This is a genomic window from Hymenobacter rubripertinctus (assembly GCF_003583925.1).
Taxonomy (GTDB): Bacteria; Bacteroidota; Bacteroidia; order Cytophagales; family Hymenobacteraceae; genus Hymenobacter; species Hymenobacter rubripertinctus.
The window spans coordinates 16,255-32,041 of the sequence record NZ_QYCN01000022.1; the positions used below are offsets into that span (position 1 = coordinate 16,255).

The 15,787-nt window shown below is 61.6% G+C and carries 15 protein-coding genes; 10 read left to right on the plus strand and 5 right to left on the minus strand.

The window, feature by feature from the left end; all coding sequences use genetic code 11:
- Positions 1 to 92: 92 nt before the first annotated feature.
- On the minus strand, positions 93 to 2,639 hold the full coding sequence (locus D0T11_RS14250; RefSeq protein ID WP_119656469.1) for a PIG-L family deacetylase: 2,547 nt from the start codon (positions 2,637 to 2,639) through the stop codon (positions 93 to 95).
- Between the two features lie 430 nt (positions 2,640 to 3,069).
- On the opposite strand from D0T11_RS14250, the gene D0T11_RS14255 reads away from it, so the two are divergent.
- The 5 genes from D0T11_RS14255 to D0T11_RS14275 all read left to right on the plus strand — a co-directional run bounded on the left by D0T11_RS14255 (position 3,070) and on the right by D0T11_RS14275 (position 8,902).
- Positions 3,070 to 4,728, plus strand: coding sequence for a S8 family serine peptidase (locus D0T11_RS14255; RefSeq protein ID WP_119656470.1), 1,659 nt, complete (start codon positions 3,070 to 3,072; stop codon positions 4,726 to 4,728).
- 238 nt (positions 4,729 to 4,966) lie between these two features.
- Complete coding sequence (locus D0T11_RS14260) at positions 4,967 to 5,932, plus strand: YitT family protein (protein WP_119656471.1); 966 nt, start codon at positions 4,967 to 4,969, stop codon at positions 5,930 to 5,932.
- 164 nt (positions 5,933 to 6,096) lie between these two features.
- Positions 6,097 to 6,927, plus strand: a complete 831-nt coding sequence (locus D0T11_RS14265; protein ID WP_119656472.1) for an MOSC domain-containing protein — start codon at positions 6,097 to 6,099, stop codon at positions 6,925 to 6,927.
- A gap of 379 nt (positions 6,928 to 7,306) precedes the next feature.
- Positions 7,307 to 8,119: a DUF547 domain-containing protein gene (locus D0T11_RS14270; protein ID WP_119656473.1), complete on the plus strand. Its 813-nt coding sequence runs from the start codon at positions 7,307 to 7,309 to the stop codon at positions 8,117 to 8,119.
- 102 nt (positions 8,120 to 8,221) lie between these two features.
- Entirely contained in the window at positions 8,222 to 8,902 is a 681-nt protein-coding gene (locus D0T11_RS14275) for a DUF2461 domain-containing protein (RefSeq protein WP_182888419.1), read from the plus strand.
- Between the two features lie 51 nt (positions 8,903 to 8,953).
- Here the strand turns inward: D0T11_RS14275 and D0T11_RS14280 are convergent, their stop codons facing one another.
- Positions 8,954 to 9,577 carry a deoxynucleoside kinase gene (locus D0T11_RS14280; RefSeq protein ID WP_119656475.1) on the minus strand — a complete coding sequence of 208 codons (624 nt, stop codon included), beginning with the start codon at positions 9,575 to 9,577 and terminating at the stop codon, positions 8,954 to 8,956.
- Between the two features lie 123 nt (positions 9,578 to 9,700).
- Between D0T11_RS14280 and D0T11_RS14285 the strand changes: the two genes are divergently transcribed.
- A complete protein-coding gene (locus D0T11_RS14285; RefSeq protein ID WP_119656476.1) occupies positions 9,701 to 10,162 on the plus strand; it encodes a hypothetical protein in 462 nt (153 codons plus the stop codon).
- Positions 10,163 to 10,276: 114 nt separating this feature from the next.
- Here D0T11_RS14285 and D0T11_RS14290 read toward each other — a convergent pair whose 3' ends face one another.
- Entirely contained in the window at positions 10,277 to 10,939 is a 663-nt protein-coding gene (locus D0T11_RS14290; RefSeq protein WP_119656477.1) for a hypothetical protein, read from the minus strand.
- 165 nt (positions 10,940 to 11,104) lie between these two features.
- Between D0T11_RS14290 and D0T11_RS14295 the strand changes: the two genes are divergently transcribed.
- Positions 11,105 to 11,617: a GNAT family N-acetyltransferase gene (locus tag D0T11_RS14295; RefSeq protein WP_119656478.1), complete on the plus strand. Its 513-nt coding sequence runs from the start codon at positions 11,105 to 11,107 to the stop codon at positions 11,615 to 11,617.
- Between the two features lie 53 nt (positions 11,618 to 11,670).
- Positions 11,671 to 12,051, plus strand: coding sequence for a CDGSH iron-sulfur domain-containing protein (locus D0T11_RS14300; protein ID WP_262681982.1), 381 nt, complete (start codon positions 11,671 to 11,673; stop codon positions 12,049 to 12,051).
- Between the two features lie 96 nt (positions 12,052 to 12,147).
- Here the strand turns inward: D0T11_RS14300 and D0T11_RS14305 are convergent, their stop codons facing one another.
- A complete protein-coding gene (locus tag D0T11_RS14305; RefSeq protein WP_119656479.1) occupies positions 12,148 to 12,399 on the minus strand; it encodes an acyl-CoA-binding protein in 252 nt (83 codons plus the stop codon).
- Positions 12,400 to 12,575: 176 nt separating this feature from the next.
- Here D0T11_RS14305 and D0T11_RS14310 point away from each other — a divergent pair, with 176 nt between their 5' ends.
- Together D0T11_RS14310 and D0T11_RS14315 are read left to right on the plus strand one after the other, a co-directional pair.
- Positions 12,576 to 13,868, plus strand: a complete 1,293-nt coding sequence (locus D0T11_RS14310; RefSeq protein WP_119656480.1) for an amidohydrolase family protein — start codon at positions 12,576 to 12,578, stop codon at positions 13,866 to 13,868.
- 61 nt (positions 13,869 to 13,929) lie between these two features.
- Positions 13,930 to 14,601 (plus strand): hypothetical protein, encoded by a 672-nt coding sequence (locus D0T11_RS14315; protein WP_147374667.1) that lies wholly within the window; start codon positions 13,930 to 13,932, stop codon positions 14,599 to 14,601.
- A gap of 78 nt (positions 14,602 to 14,679) precedes the next feature.
- On the opposite strand, the gene D0T11_RS14320 is transcribed toward D0T11_RS14315, so the two are convergent.
- Entirely contained in the window at positions 14,680 to 15,723 is a 1,044-nt protein-coding gene (locus D0T11_RS14320) for a hypothetical protein (RefSeq protein WP_119656482.1), read from the minus strand.
- Positions 15,724 to 15,787 lie beyond the last annotated feature (64 nt).

The following is a 15,787-nucleotide window of genomic DNA, read 5'->3' on the forward strand; positions in this document are numbered from 1 at the left end:
ATATTTTCTCGCCTGCTTTGCCGGTCAACGTCGTCTGGCATCCCCTCTCCTTTTCGGAGAGGGGGCCGGGGGGTGAGGCGCAACGTTGAACGCTACTTCCCCAACGACACCATATTGGTCAAAATTCGGTAGGCACCGGGCACGCCGGCGGGCAGTTCGCGGAACAGCGAGAGGCCGGTGTAGATGTAGTGGCCCTTGCCGTAGTCGGCGACGAGGATGGCGCTTTCGCGGGCCGGCTCATCAGGGTCGTGGCTGCTGATGACGGTTTGGTAGCGGGGGTCCCACTTCTCGGGGTAGTAGAGGCCCTGCTCCTGCACCCAGCCCTTGAAATCGGCGGGCGTGATGCGGTTGGGCGTGTTGAGCAGGGGCTGCTTGGGGTTGAGCAGGATTACGGGCGCGTCTTCCACCGTCACCCGGTCGCGGCCCAGGGTGAGCGGGTAGGGACCGATTTCGGGCAGCACCGTGCCGCGGTTCACCACGTACTGCACCACCACGTTGCCGCCGTTTTCCACGTATTTCAGCAGGGCCGGCTGACGGGCTTTCAGCTGCTCGACGGTATTGTAAGCCCGGATGCCGAGCACCACGGCATCGAAGCGGCGCAGGTTGGTTTCGGTGAGGTCGTCGGGCTTGAGCAGGGTAACGGTGTAGCCGATCTGGCGCAGGGCCTCGGGCACCTCGTCGCCGGCCCCCATCAGGTAGCCGATTTGCTGGCCCTTGCGCTTGAGGTCGAGCTTGACGAGCGGGGCGGTGGCTTCGGGGAACAGCGTTTGGGTTGGAATGTGGTCGTAGGCAATTACCTGGTAGCCGCGCGAGTACGCCTGGCCGTCCACGGTGGCCACCGCCCGCAGCTCGGTTTTGCCCTCCTTGGCCCCCGCTACCGGCCGCACCTGGAACTGCACGGTCTGCTCGGCATCTTTGGCGGCGAGGTCGAAGGGAAAGTTCGCCGGCTCCGACTGCCAGCCGGCGGGCAGCGTGAGGGATACGTTGCCCTTCACGCCGCCTTTACCGGCCCGCACCGTCACAGGCACCGTTTTAGCCGCGTTATCGGCAAACACGAAGGCCTGCCCGCCCACGTTCACCATCACCGGCGGCACCACCGTCAGCGGCTCGTAGATTTCGCCCCGCACGGGGTCGGTGTGCTTGTATTGAACGGGGATATCATATGTAAACTCCTGACTAACTGCTTGAATAACTGCTGTTATTATAGCATCAGGTTCATTTTCGGCTAGACCCCGCTCTAATTGTGCAGGGACTTTATACATACCAACAGTTGCAGACCTTTTCAGCCAATAAGGTTGAGAAAGCAACTCGTCTCTTGTCCTTCCTTCTAGTCTATCATTATCAGCTTTTGCAGGCTGTAAAAAGGCACTTTTAATAGTTATAGGCTGATTTGGGCCTATCGTCTTGTTGACAATCGAATCCTTATCTCTATCTGGAAACCCCAGTTCACTCAAATTCAGAACCTGATTTGGTGTACGATTTAATAGTGTGATTTTCACTGGAATTGATTCGCCAAGACATACACTTGGAAAGGCTGCAATGGCTTCCATGTAGAGCCCCAGGCACGATTGAAACATGCTATTGGTTTCAGTCAGCTTTTCTTTTACCCAGAAATTATTTTGCGGTAGCTTCCTCAACGCCTCCCGCACCTTCAGTAGCCCCGCCACACTCGCGCTTGGGTTGCTTGCATCGTAGTTCCGAATCACCTCGTCTACCAGCTTGCCCACGGCCGCGCCGCCGGGTACGCGGTTCCAGGTCAGGTCCACGCCGTCGAACAGATCGGTTTTAGCGGGCACACCTTTCAGGAGCTGGAAATACTCCGGGGCCTCGCCACGCTGGGCGCTGCTGCCGAAACCCTGGCTTTTGTGGCTGGTGCGGCTTTCGGCAGCAATTTCGCCGTAGCTGCGGCCCAGCAGCGGGTTGTATCCTCCCGCATCGAGCTGGAAATACTGGCTCATGTCCTCGCCTGGCTTCACGAAGAAGCTGCCGGTGTTCCAGAGCAGTCGCTTGGCCTGCCAGGGCTGCACATACTGGAGTTGCTCGGGGAAGCGCTTGGGGTCGGCGGCGGCATCGAAGGCCTCGATGGCCAGCATGGCGCTGGCCGTGTGGTGGCCGTGGCCGGCGCGGGCATCGGGCGGGAAGCGGGTAATCATCACGTCGGGCCGGCGCTGGCGGATAACCCAGACCATATCGGCGAGCACCTGCTCCTTGTCCCAGATGGTGAAGGTTTCCTGGGCCGTTTTGGAGAAGCCGAAATCGTTGGCGCGGGTGAAGAACTGCCGGCCGCCATCGACGCGGCGGGCCGCCAGCAGCTCCTGGGTGCGGATGACGCCCAGGCCCTCGCGCAGCTCGGGGCCGATGAGGTTCTGGCCCCCGTCGCCGCGGGTAGCGCTCAGGTAGCCGGTGTCCACGAGGCGGCCGTTGGCCAGGTAGGCGATTAGCCGGGTGTTTTCATCGTCGGGGTGGGCGGCAATGTACAGGGCCGAGCCCAGCACGTTGAGCTTCTTGAGCCCCAGCAGAATCTCGGACGACGAGTACGTTTTGGGGGCCTGGGCTTGCGCCGTGAATGAGTGGATGAGTGAATGTGTGAGTACTATCAGCCAGACGGCGGCGGCGCGGAAGGGTTGGCGAAGGGTCATGCGGGGAGCTGAAGCGGGGGCGTTGAGGGGTAAAGATACGGCCGTTCACCCCACCCCCCGGGCGCCGGAGCTTTTACGATGTGGCACAGTCGCCCTCCACGGGCGCCTCACCCCCCGGCCCCCTCTCCGAAAAAGGAGAGGGGGAGCCTAACGGTTTAGCTCTTAGCCAATAGCTATTAGCTGTTCCCTTGAACGAAACTAATGGCTAACAGCTGTCAGCTAATAGCTTCGATGAACGCACCCCCTCTCCTTTTCGGAGAGGGGGCCGGGGGGTGAGGCGCCCGTGGAGGGCGACCTAGCTGACTCATCCCTGAACGAGCCAACAGCCCAACAAAACCCCGCGCTTATGCGTCGGAGGCACGGAATACGCGTCGGTAGCGTTTACCTTGCCTGCGCCTTACTTTTTAGCTTTAGCTCCCCTTCTTTGCTTATGCCGTTTTCTCCCTTCCTGCGCCGGTCCGTACTGGGCCTTGCGCTGAGCTTTCCGCTGCTGACCGCCGCCCAATCGGTGGCCCCGGCCGCCCCGGCCGAAACCGTTACGCCCGCCGATGCCGCCCTGCGGCAGTGGTATCTGCTCGACCCGACCGCCGACCGCGTGATGGGCGTGAGCGTGAACCGGGCCTACCAGGAGCTGCTGGCCGGCAAGCCCACCACGCCCGTCGTGGTGGCCGTCATTGATGCCGGCATCGACACCACCCACGCCGACCTCAAGCGCATTCTGTGGCGCAACACCCGCGAAATCGTGGGCAACGGCCTCGACGACGACCAGGACGGCTACGTGGACGACGTGCGGGGCTGGAACTACCTGGGCGGGGCCGACGGCCGCAACATCAACCTCGAAACGCTCGAAGAAACCCGCCTGCTGGCCCAGTTGCAGCCCAAGTACCTGGGTAAGAGCCGCGCCGCCCTGCCCGCCGCCCAGCGCCCCGAGTACGACCTCTACCTGAAAGTAAAGAAGAGTTACGATGCCAAGGTGAAGGAAAACACCGACCGCCTGAAGCAGTACGGCCAGGCCTACGCCGACAACGCCCAAGTAGCCGACATCCTCAAGCAAACCCTGCAAGTGGAGCGCCTCGATACGGCTGTGCTGCACAACCCGCCCACCCGGGACCCCAAACTGCGCGACCTCACCGGGCAGTTGTACGCCATGCTCAAGCCCACCGGCTTTGCCTCGCTGGAGGATATTCTGGCAGAGATGAAAAACGGCCTCAAGGAAACCCAGGACCAGCTCGACTACGGCCTCAACCTCAAGTTCAACCCCCGCCCCATCGTGGGCGACGACCCCGATAACGCCAGCCAGCGCAACTACGGCAACCCCGACGTGGCCGGTCCCGACCCCCTGCACGGCACCCACGTAGCCGGCATCATCGGGGCCGACCGCACGAATGCGGCCGGCATCCTGGGCATCGCAGCCAATGTGCGGATTATGGCCGTGCGGGCCGTGCCCGATGGCGATGAGCGCGACAAGGACGTAGCCAACGCCATCCGCTTCGCCGCCGACCACGGGGCCAGCATCATCAATATGAGCTTCGGCAAGTACTACTCGCCCCAGCGCCCGGCCGTGGAGGACGCCATCCGCTACGCCGACAGCAAGGGTGTACTGCTGATTCATTCAGCCGGCAACGAAAACAACGACCTCGATAAAACCCTGCAATACCCCGCCCCGGTGTTCAGCAACGGCCAGCGCATCCCCAACCTGATTACGGTGGGCGCTTCCTCGCGCGACAACGACGCCGGGCTGGCCGCCGAGTTCTCCAACTTCGGCAAAACCCAGGTGGACGTATTCGCGCCCGGCAACCAGATTTACTCCACCCTGCCCGGTGGCCGCTACGGCAATCTGAGCGGCACGAGCATGGCCGCCCCGGTGGTCACGGGCATTGCCGCCACGCTCAAAAGCTATTTCCCCCAGCTCACGGCCGCCGACCTCAAGCGCATCATCCTGGCCTCGGCCCAGCCCCTGCACACCAAAGTGCGCCAGCCCGGCGGCACCAAGCTGGTCGATTTCGCCGACCTCTCCAGCACCGGCGGCATCGTGAACCTCTACCGCGCCGTGCAGCTGGCCCAGCAAGCCACGCCGGCAGTGAAGTAAAAAGTGAGAGGTGAGAGGTGAGAGGTGAGAGGTGAGAGGTGAGAAACGGTACGGGAACCGGGCGCCGACAGAACGTCATTCTGAGCGCAGCGCAGCGAAGTCGAAGAATCTCTCCCGCAGCGGTAACCCTCCCGTTAGGGATTGCCATTGCAGTAGAGATTCTTCGACTTCGCTGCGCTGCGCTCAGAATGACGCGCTTTTATGCCCATCTTTAGCTCAATCCGCCCCTACTTCGTCCATGCTTATTTCCCAACTCCTGTTTCTGCGTAAGCTCCAGGCCACCGACGCTACCGCGCCGCCCCGTCCGCAGCGGCCCGTTCCCGGCAGCCGGTCGGCCCGCGACCGGCGCTGGTGGCGGCGGCAGATCATGAGCACGCTGCTGCTGACGGCGGGCGTGTTCTGCGCCGCCTTCGGGCTCGAAAGCTTTTTACTGCCCGGCGGCTTTCTGGACGGGGGCGTTACGGGTGTTTCGCTGCTGCTGCGGCAGGTGTTCGGGCTGCCGCTCCCGGCGCTGATTGTGGTGCTCAACGTGCCGTTTATGTTTATGGCCAGCCGACAGCTGGGCCGGGCGGTGGCGGTGCGCACGCTGCTGGCGGTGCTGGCCCTAGCCCTGGTGCTGGCCACCGTGCATTTTCCCATCGTCACGCACGATAAGCTGCTGATTGCGGTGTTCGGAGGCTTTTTCCTGGGCGCCGGCATCGGGCTGGCCATGCGTGGTGGCGGGGTGCTCGACGGCACCGAAATTATGGCCATCTACCTGAGCCGCAAAACCAGCCTCTCAGTGGGCGACATTGTGCTGGTTTTCAACATCGGTATCTTCAGCGTGGCCGCCTACGTGTTGTCGGTCGAAACGGCCCTTTACTCCATTCTGGCCTACCTCTCAGCGGCCAAAACCATCGATTTCATCATCGACGGTATCGAAGAATACACCGGCGTCACCATCGTATCGGGCCGTTCGGAGGCCATCCGGCGCATGATTACCGAGAAGCTGGGGCGCGGAGCCACCATCTACAACGGCAAGCGCGGCTACGGCACCCGCGGCGCCCAGCCCCAACCCGTCGATATCGTGTTCACCGTCATCACCCGCCTCGAACTCGCCCAGCTCCGGGCCGAAGTAGAGCTAATCGACCGCCAAGCTTTTATGGTGATGCACAGCGTGAAAGATACCCGTGGCGGCATGATCAAAAAACGCCCGCTACATTGAGGGTTCAGTGTCCGGTTGCCAGTTGCCAGTTGCCAGTTGCCAGTAATTAAGGAACGTCAACACTGACACCTGGCAACCGGACACTGGCAACTGACACCAGGCAACTGACACCTGGCAACTGACACCTGGCAACTGAACACCGAAAGCCTTTTTATCTTTACGCCATGACTGCTGCTCCCCTTCTGCTCACTGACCTCTATATCTACCCCGTTAAGTCGTTGGGCGGCATCCGCCTGACTGAGGCGGAAGTGGAGCCCCGGGGCCTGCGCCACGACCGGCGCTGGCTGATTGTGAACGACCGCAACCAGTTTATGACTCAGCGGCAGACGGCGGCCATGGCCCACCTGCGAGTGGCTCCTGCCTACAACGGGTTCCTGCTCAGCCACCAGCAGCGCCCCGAGTTGCTGCCGCTGTTCGTGCCGTTCGTGGGCACCCCGGAAAAGACGCTGTTTGCCTCTATCTGGGACGATATGGTATTTGCCTGGCGCGCCCGCCCCGAGTGCGACGAGTGGCTCACCGAAGCCCTGGGCCAGCCCTGCAAGCTGGTGTATATGTCGGATATGGTGCGCCGCGATGTGGAGCCCGAGCGCAACCCCGAGGGCCAGCTGGTAAGCTTCGCCGACGGCTACCCGTTTCTGCTGATCGGGCGGGAATCGTTGGCCGAGCTCAACGGCCGCCTGGCTCAGCCCGTGGGCATGGACCGGTTCCGGCCCAACCTGGTGTTCAGCGGCGGCGCGGCCTTTGCCGAGGACAACTGGGAGCAGTTTCAGGTAGGCGACCTGGCCTTCCGGGCCGTGCGGGCCTGCGGGCGCTGCGTGTTCACCACCATCGATCAGCATACGGCCCGCAAAAGCCCGGACGGGGAGCCGCTGCGCACCCTGGCCACTTACCGCGCCCAGGGCAGCCACGTCATGTTCGGCCAGAACGTGACCGGCCCCGGCAAGGGCAAGTTGCGCGTCGGGGCCTCCCTGACGGTGAACACCCGTAAGGGCTGAATGAGCCGCCGACACTTGCCCGAATCCAATGCCGCAGCCTCAAAAGGTGCTGCAAAGCAATTTCAGGCAGCTTTTTTTTACTGATTCTGCCAAAGCAGCTACCTGCACGAGGGTACGAGTTGCTATTGCACACCAGCACCCGCTTACGAAGAAAGCGCGCCTGCCAGGGTATAGCAACGAGTCTGAAACTTGTATTTTGTTAAGCTCACTACCTTTTCGGTCCTGCTGCAAAACAGCTATGCCTTCGGATAATTTATTGTTTTCAATCAAAAAAAGCCCTGACGAATAGTTTTATTCTGCTCTTTCTTTGGTAAGGCGTTATTATTCTCGGCATTATCTTATTTTTGTTGCTTCGCGTGCTCCCTGTTACTCCGCTTTTATGCGTTCACACCTGATTGTTTTACCCCGTCCGTTGGTTTTGCTCGTTGGTTTTTTACTGCTGATGGCGGCTTCGGGCCGGGCGGCGCAAAGCCAGCCGGCGGTGCACATGCAGCAGCCCTGGAGCACGCTCCTGCGCCACCACGTGACCCCTGATGGCCGCCTCGACTATGAGGGCTTGCTGGAGGAAGAAGACGTTCTGTACAACTACTTGCAGAGTCTGCGCAAAATCAAGCCGGCCGAGCAGGGCTGGACCGCCGACGACACCAAGGCCTTCTGGCTGAACACCTACAACGCGGCCGCTACCAACCTGGTGCTGGAGAACTACCCGATAGCCAGCATCAACGACATTCGCGTGAAAGTGGTGGGCGGCTACAAGTCGCCCTGGGAAGCACCGGTGGTAAACGTGGGCGGCCAGAGCTACTCACTCAACCAGATTGAGCGCGAAATTCTGCGCGACCAGTACCAGGATGCCCGCGTGCATTTTGCCCTTATGTACGGCGCGGCTTCGCAGGCCCCCATTCTGGCTGAAGCCTACGATGGGAGCCGCCTCAGCCAGCAGCTCGACGAGCAAACCCGCCGCTTCCTCAACGACTCGGCCTTCAACCAGCTCACGCCCCAGCACGCCCAAGTTTCGGCCCTGTTTCAATCCTACGCCGCCGAGTTTGGTTCGGAAGCCCAGATCATCGACTTCATCAACCGCTACGTCAGCGTGCCGGTGCTGCCCACGGCCAACGTAGAGTACCTCTCCTTTAGCTGGGCCCTGAATAACCGTACCGGCCTGGGCACCAGCCAGGCCCTGGGCCGCCACTAGCCCATGCCCCAACCCCGGCCCGCACTGCCCCGTACCGCCTGGCGGTGCGGGGCAGCTTTGTTTCAGCTTCCTGCCGCGCCGCTCAACTTCGTCTGCTGCTCCATGGATCTTGCTCTTGTCCTCAATTTTCTGCGCGACCTGGCCGCGCACAACAACAAGCTCTGGATGGACGCTCATCGCGCCACTTACCACCAGGCCCGGGCCGAATACACCGCCCTCGTGGCCGAGCTCCTCCGCCAGGCTTCCGCCGACCTGGAGCCCGGCCTGCGCGGCCTCTCCCCCTCCGACGTGATGTTCCGCATCAACAAGAACGACCGGTTTCAGCAGAGCACCGAGCCTTACAAGCGCCACATGGGTGCGGGCCTCAAGCCTGGTGGCCGGCACAGCGGCTGGGCTGGCTACTTCGTGGCCCTGGAGCCCGGCGGCGAAACCTACGTGGGTGCGGGCCGCTGGATGCCCGAACCCGCCCAACTGGCCCGCATCCGCCAGGAAATTCATTACAACGCACCCGCTTTCCACGCCATCCGTCAGGAGGCCGCCCTGCTGCGGCAGTTCCCGGGCGGCCTCGACACGTCGCAGGCCCTCAAAACGGCCCCCAAAGGCTACGAGCGCACCAATCCCGACATCGAGTGGCTGCGCCTGAAAAGTTTCTTCGTCTGGCAGGCCTTCCCCGATAGGGCCGTGCGTAGTCCCGACTTTCCGGCCCGGGTGCTGGAAGCCTGGCAGGCCGCTCGCCCGTTCGTGCAGTTTCTCAACGAAGCCATGCGCGGGGATGAGGAATAACAAAGGGAGCGGGGTAGAGGGGGTGTGCATCCCTCCACCCCGCTCCCTTTGTTAAAACAGGCCAAACAGCGTGCTGTTGATTTTTTCGATGACGATGCTCAGATCCTCGGGGTTGTTGACGTAGTCGAGATGGTTAACATCGACGATGAGCAGCTTGCCGTGGCTGTAACTCCGGATCCACTCCTCGTAGTGTTCATTGAGGTGCTTGAGGTAGTCGATTTTGATATTGTTCTCGTAGTCGCGGTTGCGCTTCTCAATTTGCTGCACCAGTTTGGGCAGGTCGGCGCGTAGGTAGAGCAGCAAGTCCGGCGGGTCCACCATGCTGATCATCGACTCGAACAGGCCCAGGTAATTCTGGTAGTCGCGCTCCGTCATCAGGCCCGACTGGTTGAGGTTGGCCGCGAAAATATGGGCATCCTCGTAAATCGTGCGGTCCTGGATAACGCCTTTATTGATTTGCTGGCGCTGCTTGATCTGCTGGGTCTGGCGGAAGCGGCTGTTGAGGAAATACACCTGCAAATGGAAGGCCCAGCGCGGCATATCGTCGTAAAAGTCCTTCAGATAAGGGTTGTGGTCGACATCTTCCAGAAACACCTCCCATTGGAAATGATGGGCCAGTTTATTGGCCAGCGTGGTTTTGCCGGCCCCAATGTTGCCAACGATTGCAATGTGCATGAGCGAGATTCGAAAAAAAGCGGAGCCGCAAAAATAGCAGTTCCCCGCCGAACCCAACATCGCCCGGGCACAGGCGTAAACAAAATCAGCAACCTCTCTACTTACGCACCAACTCCGCCCGCCATGCTTCCTCTACCTCTTGAGCCGCTAGGCACCCTACCCGATGCCAACGGCAAACCGCTCGCTGATATTCAGCATTCGTCCGCTCATGGGCTGCTCTACGTGCAATGGTTCGGCAACCTCACCGGGCGGGAGGTTATTCACGTCGCCCGCAACTACCTCACCCTGGAGGCCGATCTGCACTATCCTTTACTGCTCAACGACAAGCGTCATTCTACCGGCGACTGGAGCGAGGCAATGGAGTTTCTGGAGTACGAGTGGCTGCCCCAGGCCATGCAGGAAGGTTTGCGAGCCGTCGCTTACGTCTTCTCGCCCGATATGCACAACCAGTTGGCCAGTCTGGAATTCTTCGAACGGGTCCGGCAGCACCTGGCCATCCAGCTCTTCTACGACATGCCGGCCGCCTGGCAGTGGCTGCGCACCCAGTCGCGGCCCCAACGCGGGGTGGCTCCTGTGGCCCGTTAACGAAGCGCAGATGCCCTGCTCCTGCTGAACCCAAACCAGGATGAGCCCCGTCGGACAATAGTTGTCCGGCGGGGCTCATCCTGGTTTGTGCTCAAAAGAAAGCCGCTAAACGGCCTATTCTCGGATAACATCTTTCACATCACGTGCTTTTTCCAGGGTTCGGAACTCGCCCTGCAACGTGCGGATCCGCAGGCGCTCCTCCAGCGAAAGGTCTGCACGAACCTGCTCGTAACGGGCATTGAGGCGGGTGAGCACGGCGCTGGCTGCACTCCAGTCGGCCGGGGTCCAGTTTTTCTTATCGGCCCGCATCGTTTCAATCAGCCGGAAATACAGCTCGGGCAGCTCCGTGGCCCGGACCCGCCCGATGTTCACATTTTCGTTCAGCAGGCGGCGCTGGGCCTGGTCGGCGGTGGTAGGGCGGCGGGCAGCAGCATCCAGACTGTCCTGGCGGGTGGCCCACCGCTCGTAGCGTCCTTTCTGGGTGCTGTATTCGCGCTTGCCTTCCACCGTGAGGCTGTCGACGGCCCGGTCGAGGCGGATGCTCTGACGCTCGAACTCAGCCGATACTTTGGGCAGTTCCCGGCGGGCGGTGGAGGCGGCACGGTCCACTTTGTCGTTTACCCAGTTACTAAAATCGTGAAGGTCGCGCTCCAGACCGGCCGTAGTAGCGGTAGCAGCAGGTTTGGCGGGGGCTTTGGGCGTTTGGGCCGAGGCCGCCGAGCAGGCCAGCAGGCCGGCGGCGACCAGCAGTATGCGCGGAAATGCAGTCGGTTTCATAAGTAAGAGCAGGTAAGGCCGGACAAATGGGCAGTGGGAAGGAATCAGACGGGGCCGGCTCCGGGGGCCAGCTCGCAAACGGGGTTGGGCAATTTCCGGCCCAAAACGGGCAAATTGCCCCTTTTTGTTCGGTTTTGCGGCGAATAATGTCGTTTTTTGCCCGCTATGTCAGCTTCTGCCCCCGCTTCCGTTCGTATCCAGTCCGCCACTCCCGCCGATGTTCCAACCATTCTGGAGCTGGCCGAAGCCACCTGGGAGCCAACGTACCGGTTCATCATTTCGCGGGAGCAGATTGAGTACATGTACCGGGTAATTTACACGGCTGCCTCGCTGGAACGGCAGATGACGGAGCAAAGCCACACGTTTCTGTTGGTGTATGTAGGCGGGCAGGCCAGCGGTTACGCCTCGTTCTCGGCCCAATCTGAAGCCGGCTTATATAAGCTGCACAAGATTTACGTGCTGCCCTCTCACCAGGGCCAGGGCCTGGGCCAGCAGTTGGTGGGGGCCGTGGAACAGGCCGTGCGCGCCGCCGGCGGCCGGACGCTGGACCTCAACGTGAACCGCCATAACCCGGCCCTCGCCTTTTACGAGCACCTGGGCTTCCACCGCCACCGCGAAGAAGATGTTGCCATTGGACCCTACTGGATGAACGACTACGTCCTTCGTAAGGAATTATGAATTAGAGCGTACTGACCGCTGCCGCTAAGGTTGTGGGGAATCTCGCGTTTCTTTTGCCTGATTTTCCCGGTTCGTTTAACCAGCTTATCTTCACTTTCTCATCTCACCAGCTCACTTACCTCACCAACTCACTTACCGACTCACTCATTCACCACATGGCAACGACCAAACTCACCGTCCTCAGCAATGGCTCCCTCCGCGTGGAGGGCTCCGAAATCGAACTCGTGGATGCCCAGGGCAATGCTTATGGCCTCGGTGGCCGGGAGCGGATCAGCATCTGCCGCTGCGGCCTCTCGGCCAACAAGCCCTTCTGCGACGGTTCGCACAAAGGCCACTTCGAGCACGATGCCACCGCCTTCGACCTGCCCACGCCCGGTACCGCCCCGGCCAAGCCCACCACGCCGCCCGCCGCCCCCGACCAGCCTCTGGGCTAGACTGCCATAAAAAAGCGTTACCCGCCCCAAACAGGCCCGTTTACTTTCGCAGCGGGCCTGTTTGGGGCGGGTAACGCTTTTTTATGACCTCACCGCTTAAAACAGGGAGTTCACGAACTCTACGTACTCCTGGCGGGCTTCGTCCCGGCTTTTACCGCGCAGGCCGGCCCAGGCGTCATACTTGGCAATGGCTTTGAAATCAAATCCTCCGGGCCGGTCGCCGGAAATGTCGCCCTCGCTGCCCTGCTTGTAGAGGGCGTAAAGTTTGAGCAGAATGGTGTTGTTGGGTTTGGCAGGCAGTTCTTTGCTGCGGGCGGCGGCGGCTTCAAATTCTTCGGGAGTGGCCATGGCTTGAATGGGCAGAATGGGAGAGTGAGGGAAACGCGGCGAACGGAAGCATTAGCAGGCTGGCGGCCACCACTGGCAAAAGGTACGGATTACGCTTGAAATAGGCGGCATGCAGCGTTTATTTTGCGCGTATCTTCCCCACTCCTACCCATTTTCTGCTTTATTCTGCCCTGCTTATGCTTCACCGCTTACTTCCCTTACTGCTCGGCAGCCTGCTGCTCACGGCTCCTGCGGCGCTGGCCCAGAAAACCTACCTCCACTGCGGCCGCCTGCTGGATATGCGCTCCGAGCGCGCGCAAACGGCCATGACGGTGGTGGTAGAGAACGGCCGGGTGCTGGCCGTGGAGAAGGGCTACTCCGCTCCCGCCTCGGCTCAGGATAAGGTCATCGACCTGAAAAACCGGACCGTGCTGCCCGGCCTCATCGACTGCCACGTGCACCTGGAAGGCGAAACCAGCAAGGACAATTTCCTGCGCGAATTCACCGAAAACCCCGCCGACGTAGCCTTCGGCTCCCTCGACCACGCCCGCAAAACGTTGCTGGCCGGTTTTACCACGGTGCGCGATTTGGGCGGCTCGGGCGTGAACGTGGCTCTGCGCAACGCCATTAACCAGGGCCAAGTGGTGGGGCCGCGTATTTTTACGGCCCGCAAGGCTATTTCCGGCACCGGCGGCCACATGGACCCCACCAACGGCTACCGCCTGGACCTGATGGGCACGCCCGGACCGGCCGACGGGGTCATCAACAGCCCCGACGAAGCCCGGCAGGCCGTGCGCGAGCAGTACAAGCGCGGGGCCGACCTCATCAAGATTGCCAGCACCGGCGGAGTGCTCAGCGTGGCCAAAGACGGCTCGGCAGCCCAGATGACGGAGGCCGAAATTCGGGCCGTGGTGGAAACGGCGCGGGATTTGGGGCTGGCCGTGGCCTGCCACGCCCACGGGGCCGAAGGCATGAAGCGGGCCATCCGGGCGGGCGTGACCAGCATCGAGCACGGCACGCTCATGGACGACGAAACGATGAAGCTGATGGTGAAAAACGGCACCTGGTACGTGCCCACCATCACGGCCGGCAAGTCGGTGGCCGACTCGGCCAAAATTCCGAATTATTACCCGCCGCTGGTCACGCCCAAGGCGCTGGCCATCGGCCCCAAGCTGCAGGGCACGTTTGGGCGGGCTTACAAGGCGGGCGTCAAAATTGCCTTCGGGACCGATGCGGCCGTATTCCGCCACGGCGTCAATGCCCTGGAGTTCCGCTACATGGTAGAAGCCGGAATGCCGGCCGGGCAGGCCTTGCGCTCGGCCACGGTTTCGGCCGCCGAGCTGCTGGGCCAGACCGCCAACCTGGGTACCCTGGAGCCCGGCAAGCTCGCCGATGTGGTGGCCGTGGAGGGCGACCCGTTGCAGGACATCAACGTTATGCAACAGGTGCGCTTCGTGATGAAGCAGGGCGTGGTGTACCGGCAGGATTAGGCACAGTGTTTGTTAAAACGATTTTTAGTTCCCTTTCCAGGAAAAATTTATCCCCTATTCCATGATCAAATCTCTTACCATCTTGCTGACCAGCGGATTGACTATGGCAGCCACCGGCCAGGCGCTGGCCCAGACCGAGTTGAACTCGGTACCCCAACCCGGCCGCCCCCCGMCTACGGCCCCCACGCCGGTCCCGGCTCCCATCCTAGCACCGGGTAACTACGGTCCTGCCCCCGACGCGGCCCCGAACTACCGGTCCAGCCTTTCGCTGGAGCTGGGCTGGGGGGCGCCCTATGGTTTCGGCCTCACGTACGCCCAGCACCTGTCGCCCAGCTTCGACGTGAATGGTGGGCTCGGCATTGGTGTTGGGGGGAAAATAGGTGTGGGTGCCCGCTACTATTTAGCGCCCCAAAAACCTTTTTCACCCTACCTGGGCCTGAACCTGGTGCGGAGCGGCCGCATCGACCACGTGAATATCGACTACAACGGGGAGCAGGCGACCTACTCGATGCGGCCCAGCGGCGTGCTGCACCTGCGCGGCGGCCTGCGCTGGCAACCCGGGCGGGTGGGCCTGCTCAGTACCCTGGGCTACGGAGCGCGCTTCACCGGCGACCCGGTTTCGTACGATTTCAGCAACCCCAATCCTTCCCCCCAGCTCCGCGACCTAGTGCAGGCCATCAGCCCCGGCGGAATCGAGTTTTCGGTTGGGCTGGTTATTGGCCTCGGCCGATAAGTTTCCGGGCAGTTCAAGAAAAAGTACCCCCTACGCTGCTGGCAGGGGGTACTTTTCCTTGAACTGCCCGGAAGCCCTCTACCCTGCCAGGGCCTTGTTGGGTACCAGCAGCATAATCTTCAGGTTGAGGCGCACCACGTCGCCCATGCTGCGGCACCGACTGAACTGGCGGGTCTGGTGGTGGCGGTTGAGCTCTTCTTTGAGCTGTTCTACTTTTTCGGGGGGCGATACCTGGTCGCGGCGCAGGCAGTCGACCAAGTCTTTGAGGCGGTGGCGCTCGGAGCGGGCGCGGCGGGCCATGAGGGTGCGCTCCTCGGCCTGGTATTGGCGGATGGTTTCGGGCTTGAGTAAGCGCCCGCACAGTTGCACGATGGCCCGGTTATCCTTGAAAAACTGGGGCAGGTACATGTTCTTCTTGCCCTCGTAGCACTGTTGGTCGAAATCGATGGCCCGCACCCGGTACTGCTCGTCCTCGAAATCGAGGGTTACATCGATGACGTAGTTGTAGGCCCGCATGTCGCCCAGCAGGCGGGCGAAGCACCGCTCGTTGAATTTCACGAATTCCTTGGCAATGCGCACCTGGTTGAGGTGGGGCCGTTGCAGGTGCTTCTGAATGAAGTCGTCGCCGGGAATACCGGCAATGTGCTCCTCAATGAGCGTGTCGCCGCTGAGCAGATAGTTCATGCTGTTGGGCGAGAGCAGGTGTTCCAGCTCCAGGCCGTATACCCGGGAGGCATCGGCCCGCTTCACGTAAAAGTAATCGTAGTTGTCGTTGAGCTGGTTGACGATGCGCACCCGAAACGGCTGGCTGTTGCCGAAGCGGCAATAGTCGATGCGGTCGGCAATGAGGTGGTCGGTGAAGGACAGGTCGCCGGCCGTTTTGAGCAGGGCGTACACTTCGGCCAGGCCCATACTCAGCTCGCGCAGGGCGTTGGGCTCGTAGTACACCGTTTCCCAGAGCGTGTCGTGGCCCTGGCGGTCGAGGAGGGGAAACGCGCCGGTAAAACGGGCCAAGTCGCGGTACGTGACGGGGAGCTGGGCCTCGCGGTCGTACTGGTGCAGGTACTCACGCAGGGGCGCGGCAATGGCGTAGGTAATCTTCTTTTTGGAAATGAGCGTCACGGGCGGGCAGGCAGAAGCGGGGCGAGGAAGCCAACCCAACGGGGCCGGCCCTGCATGATACGCA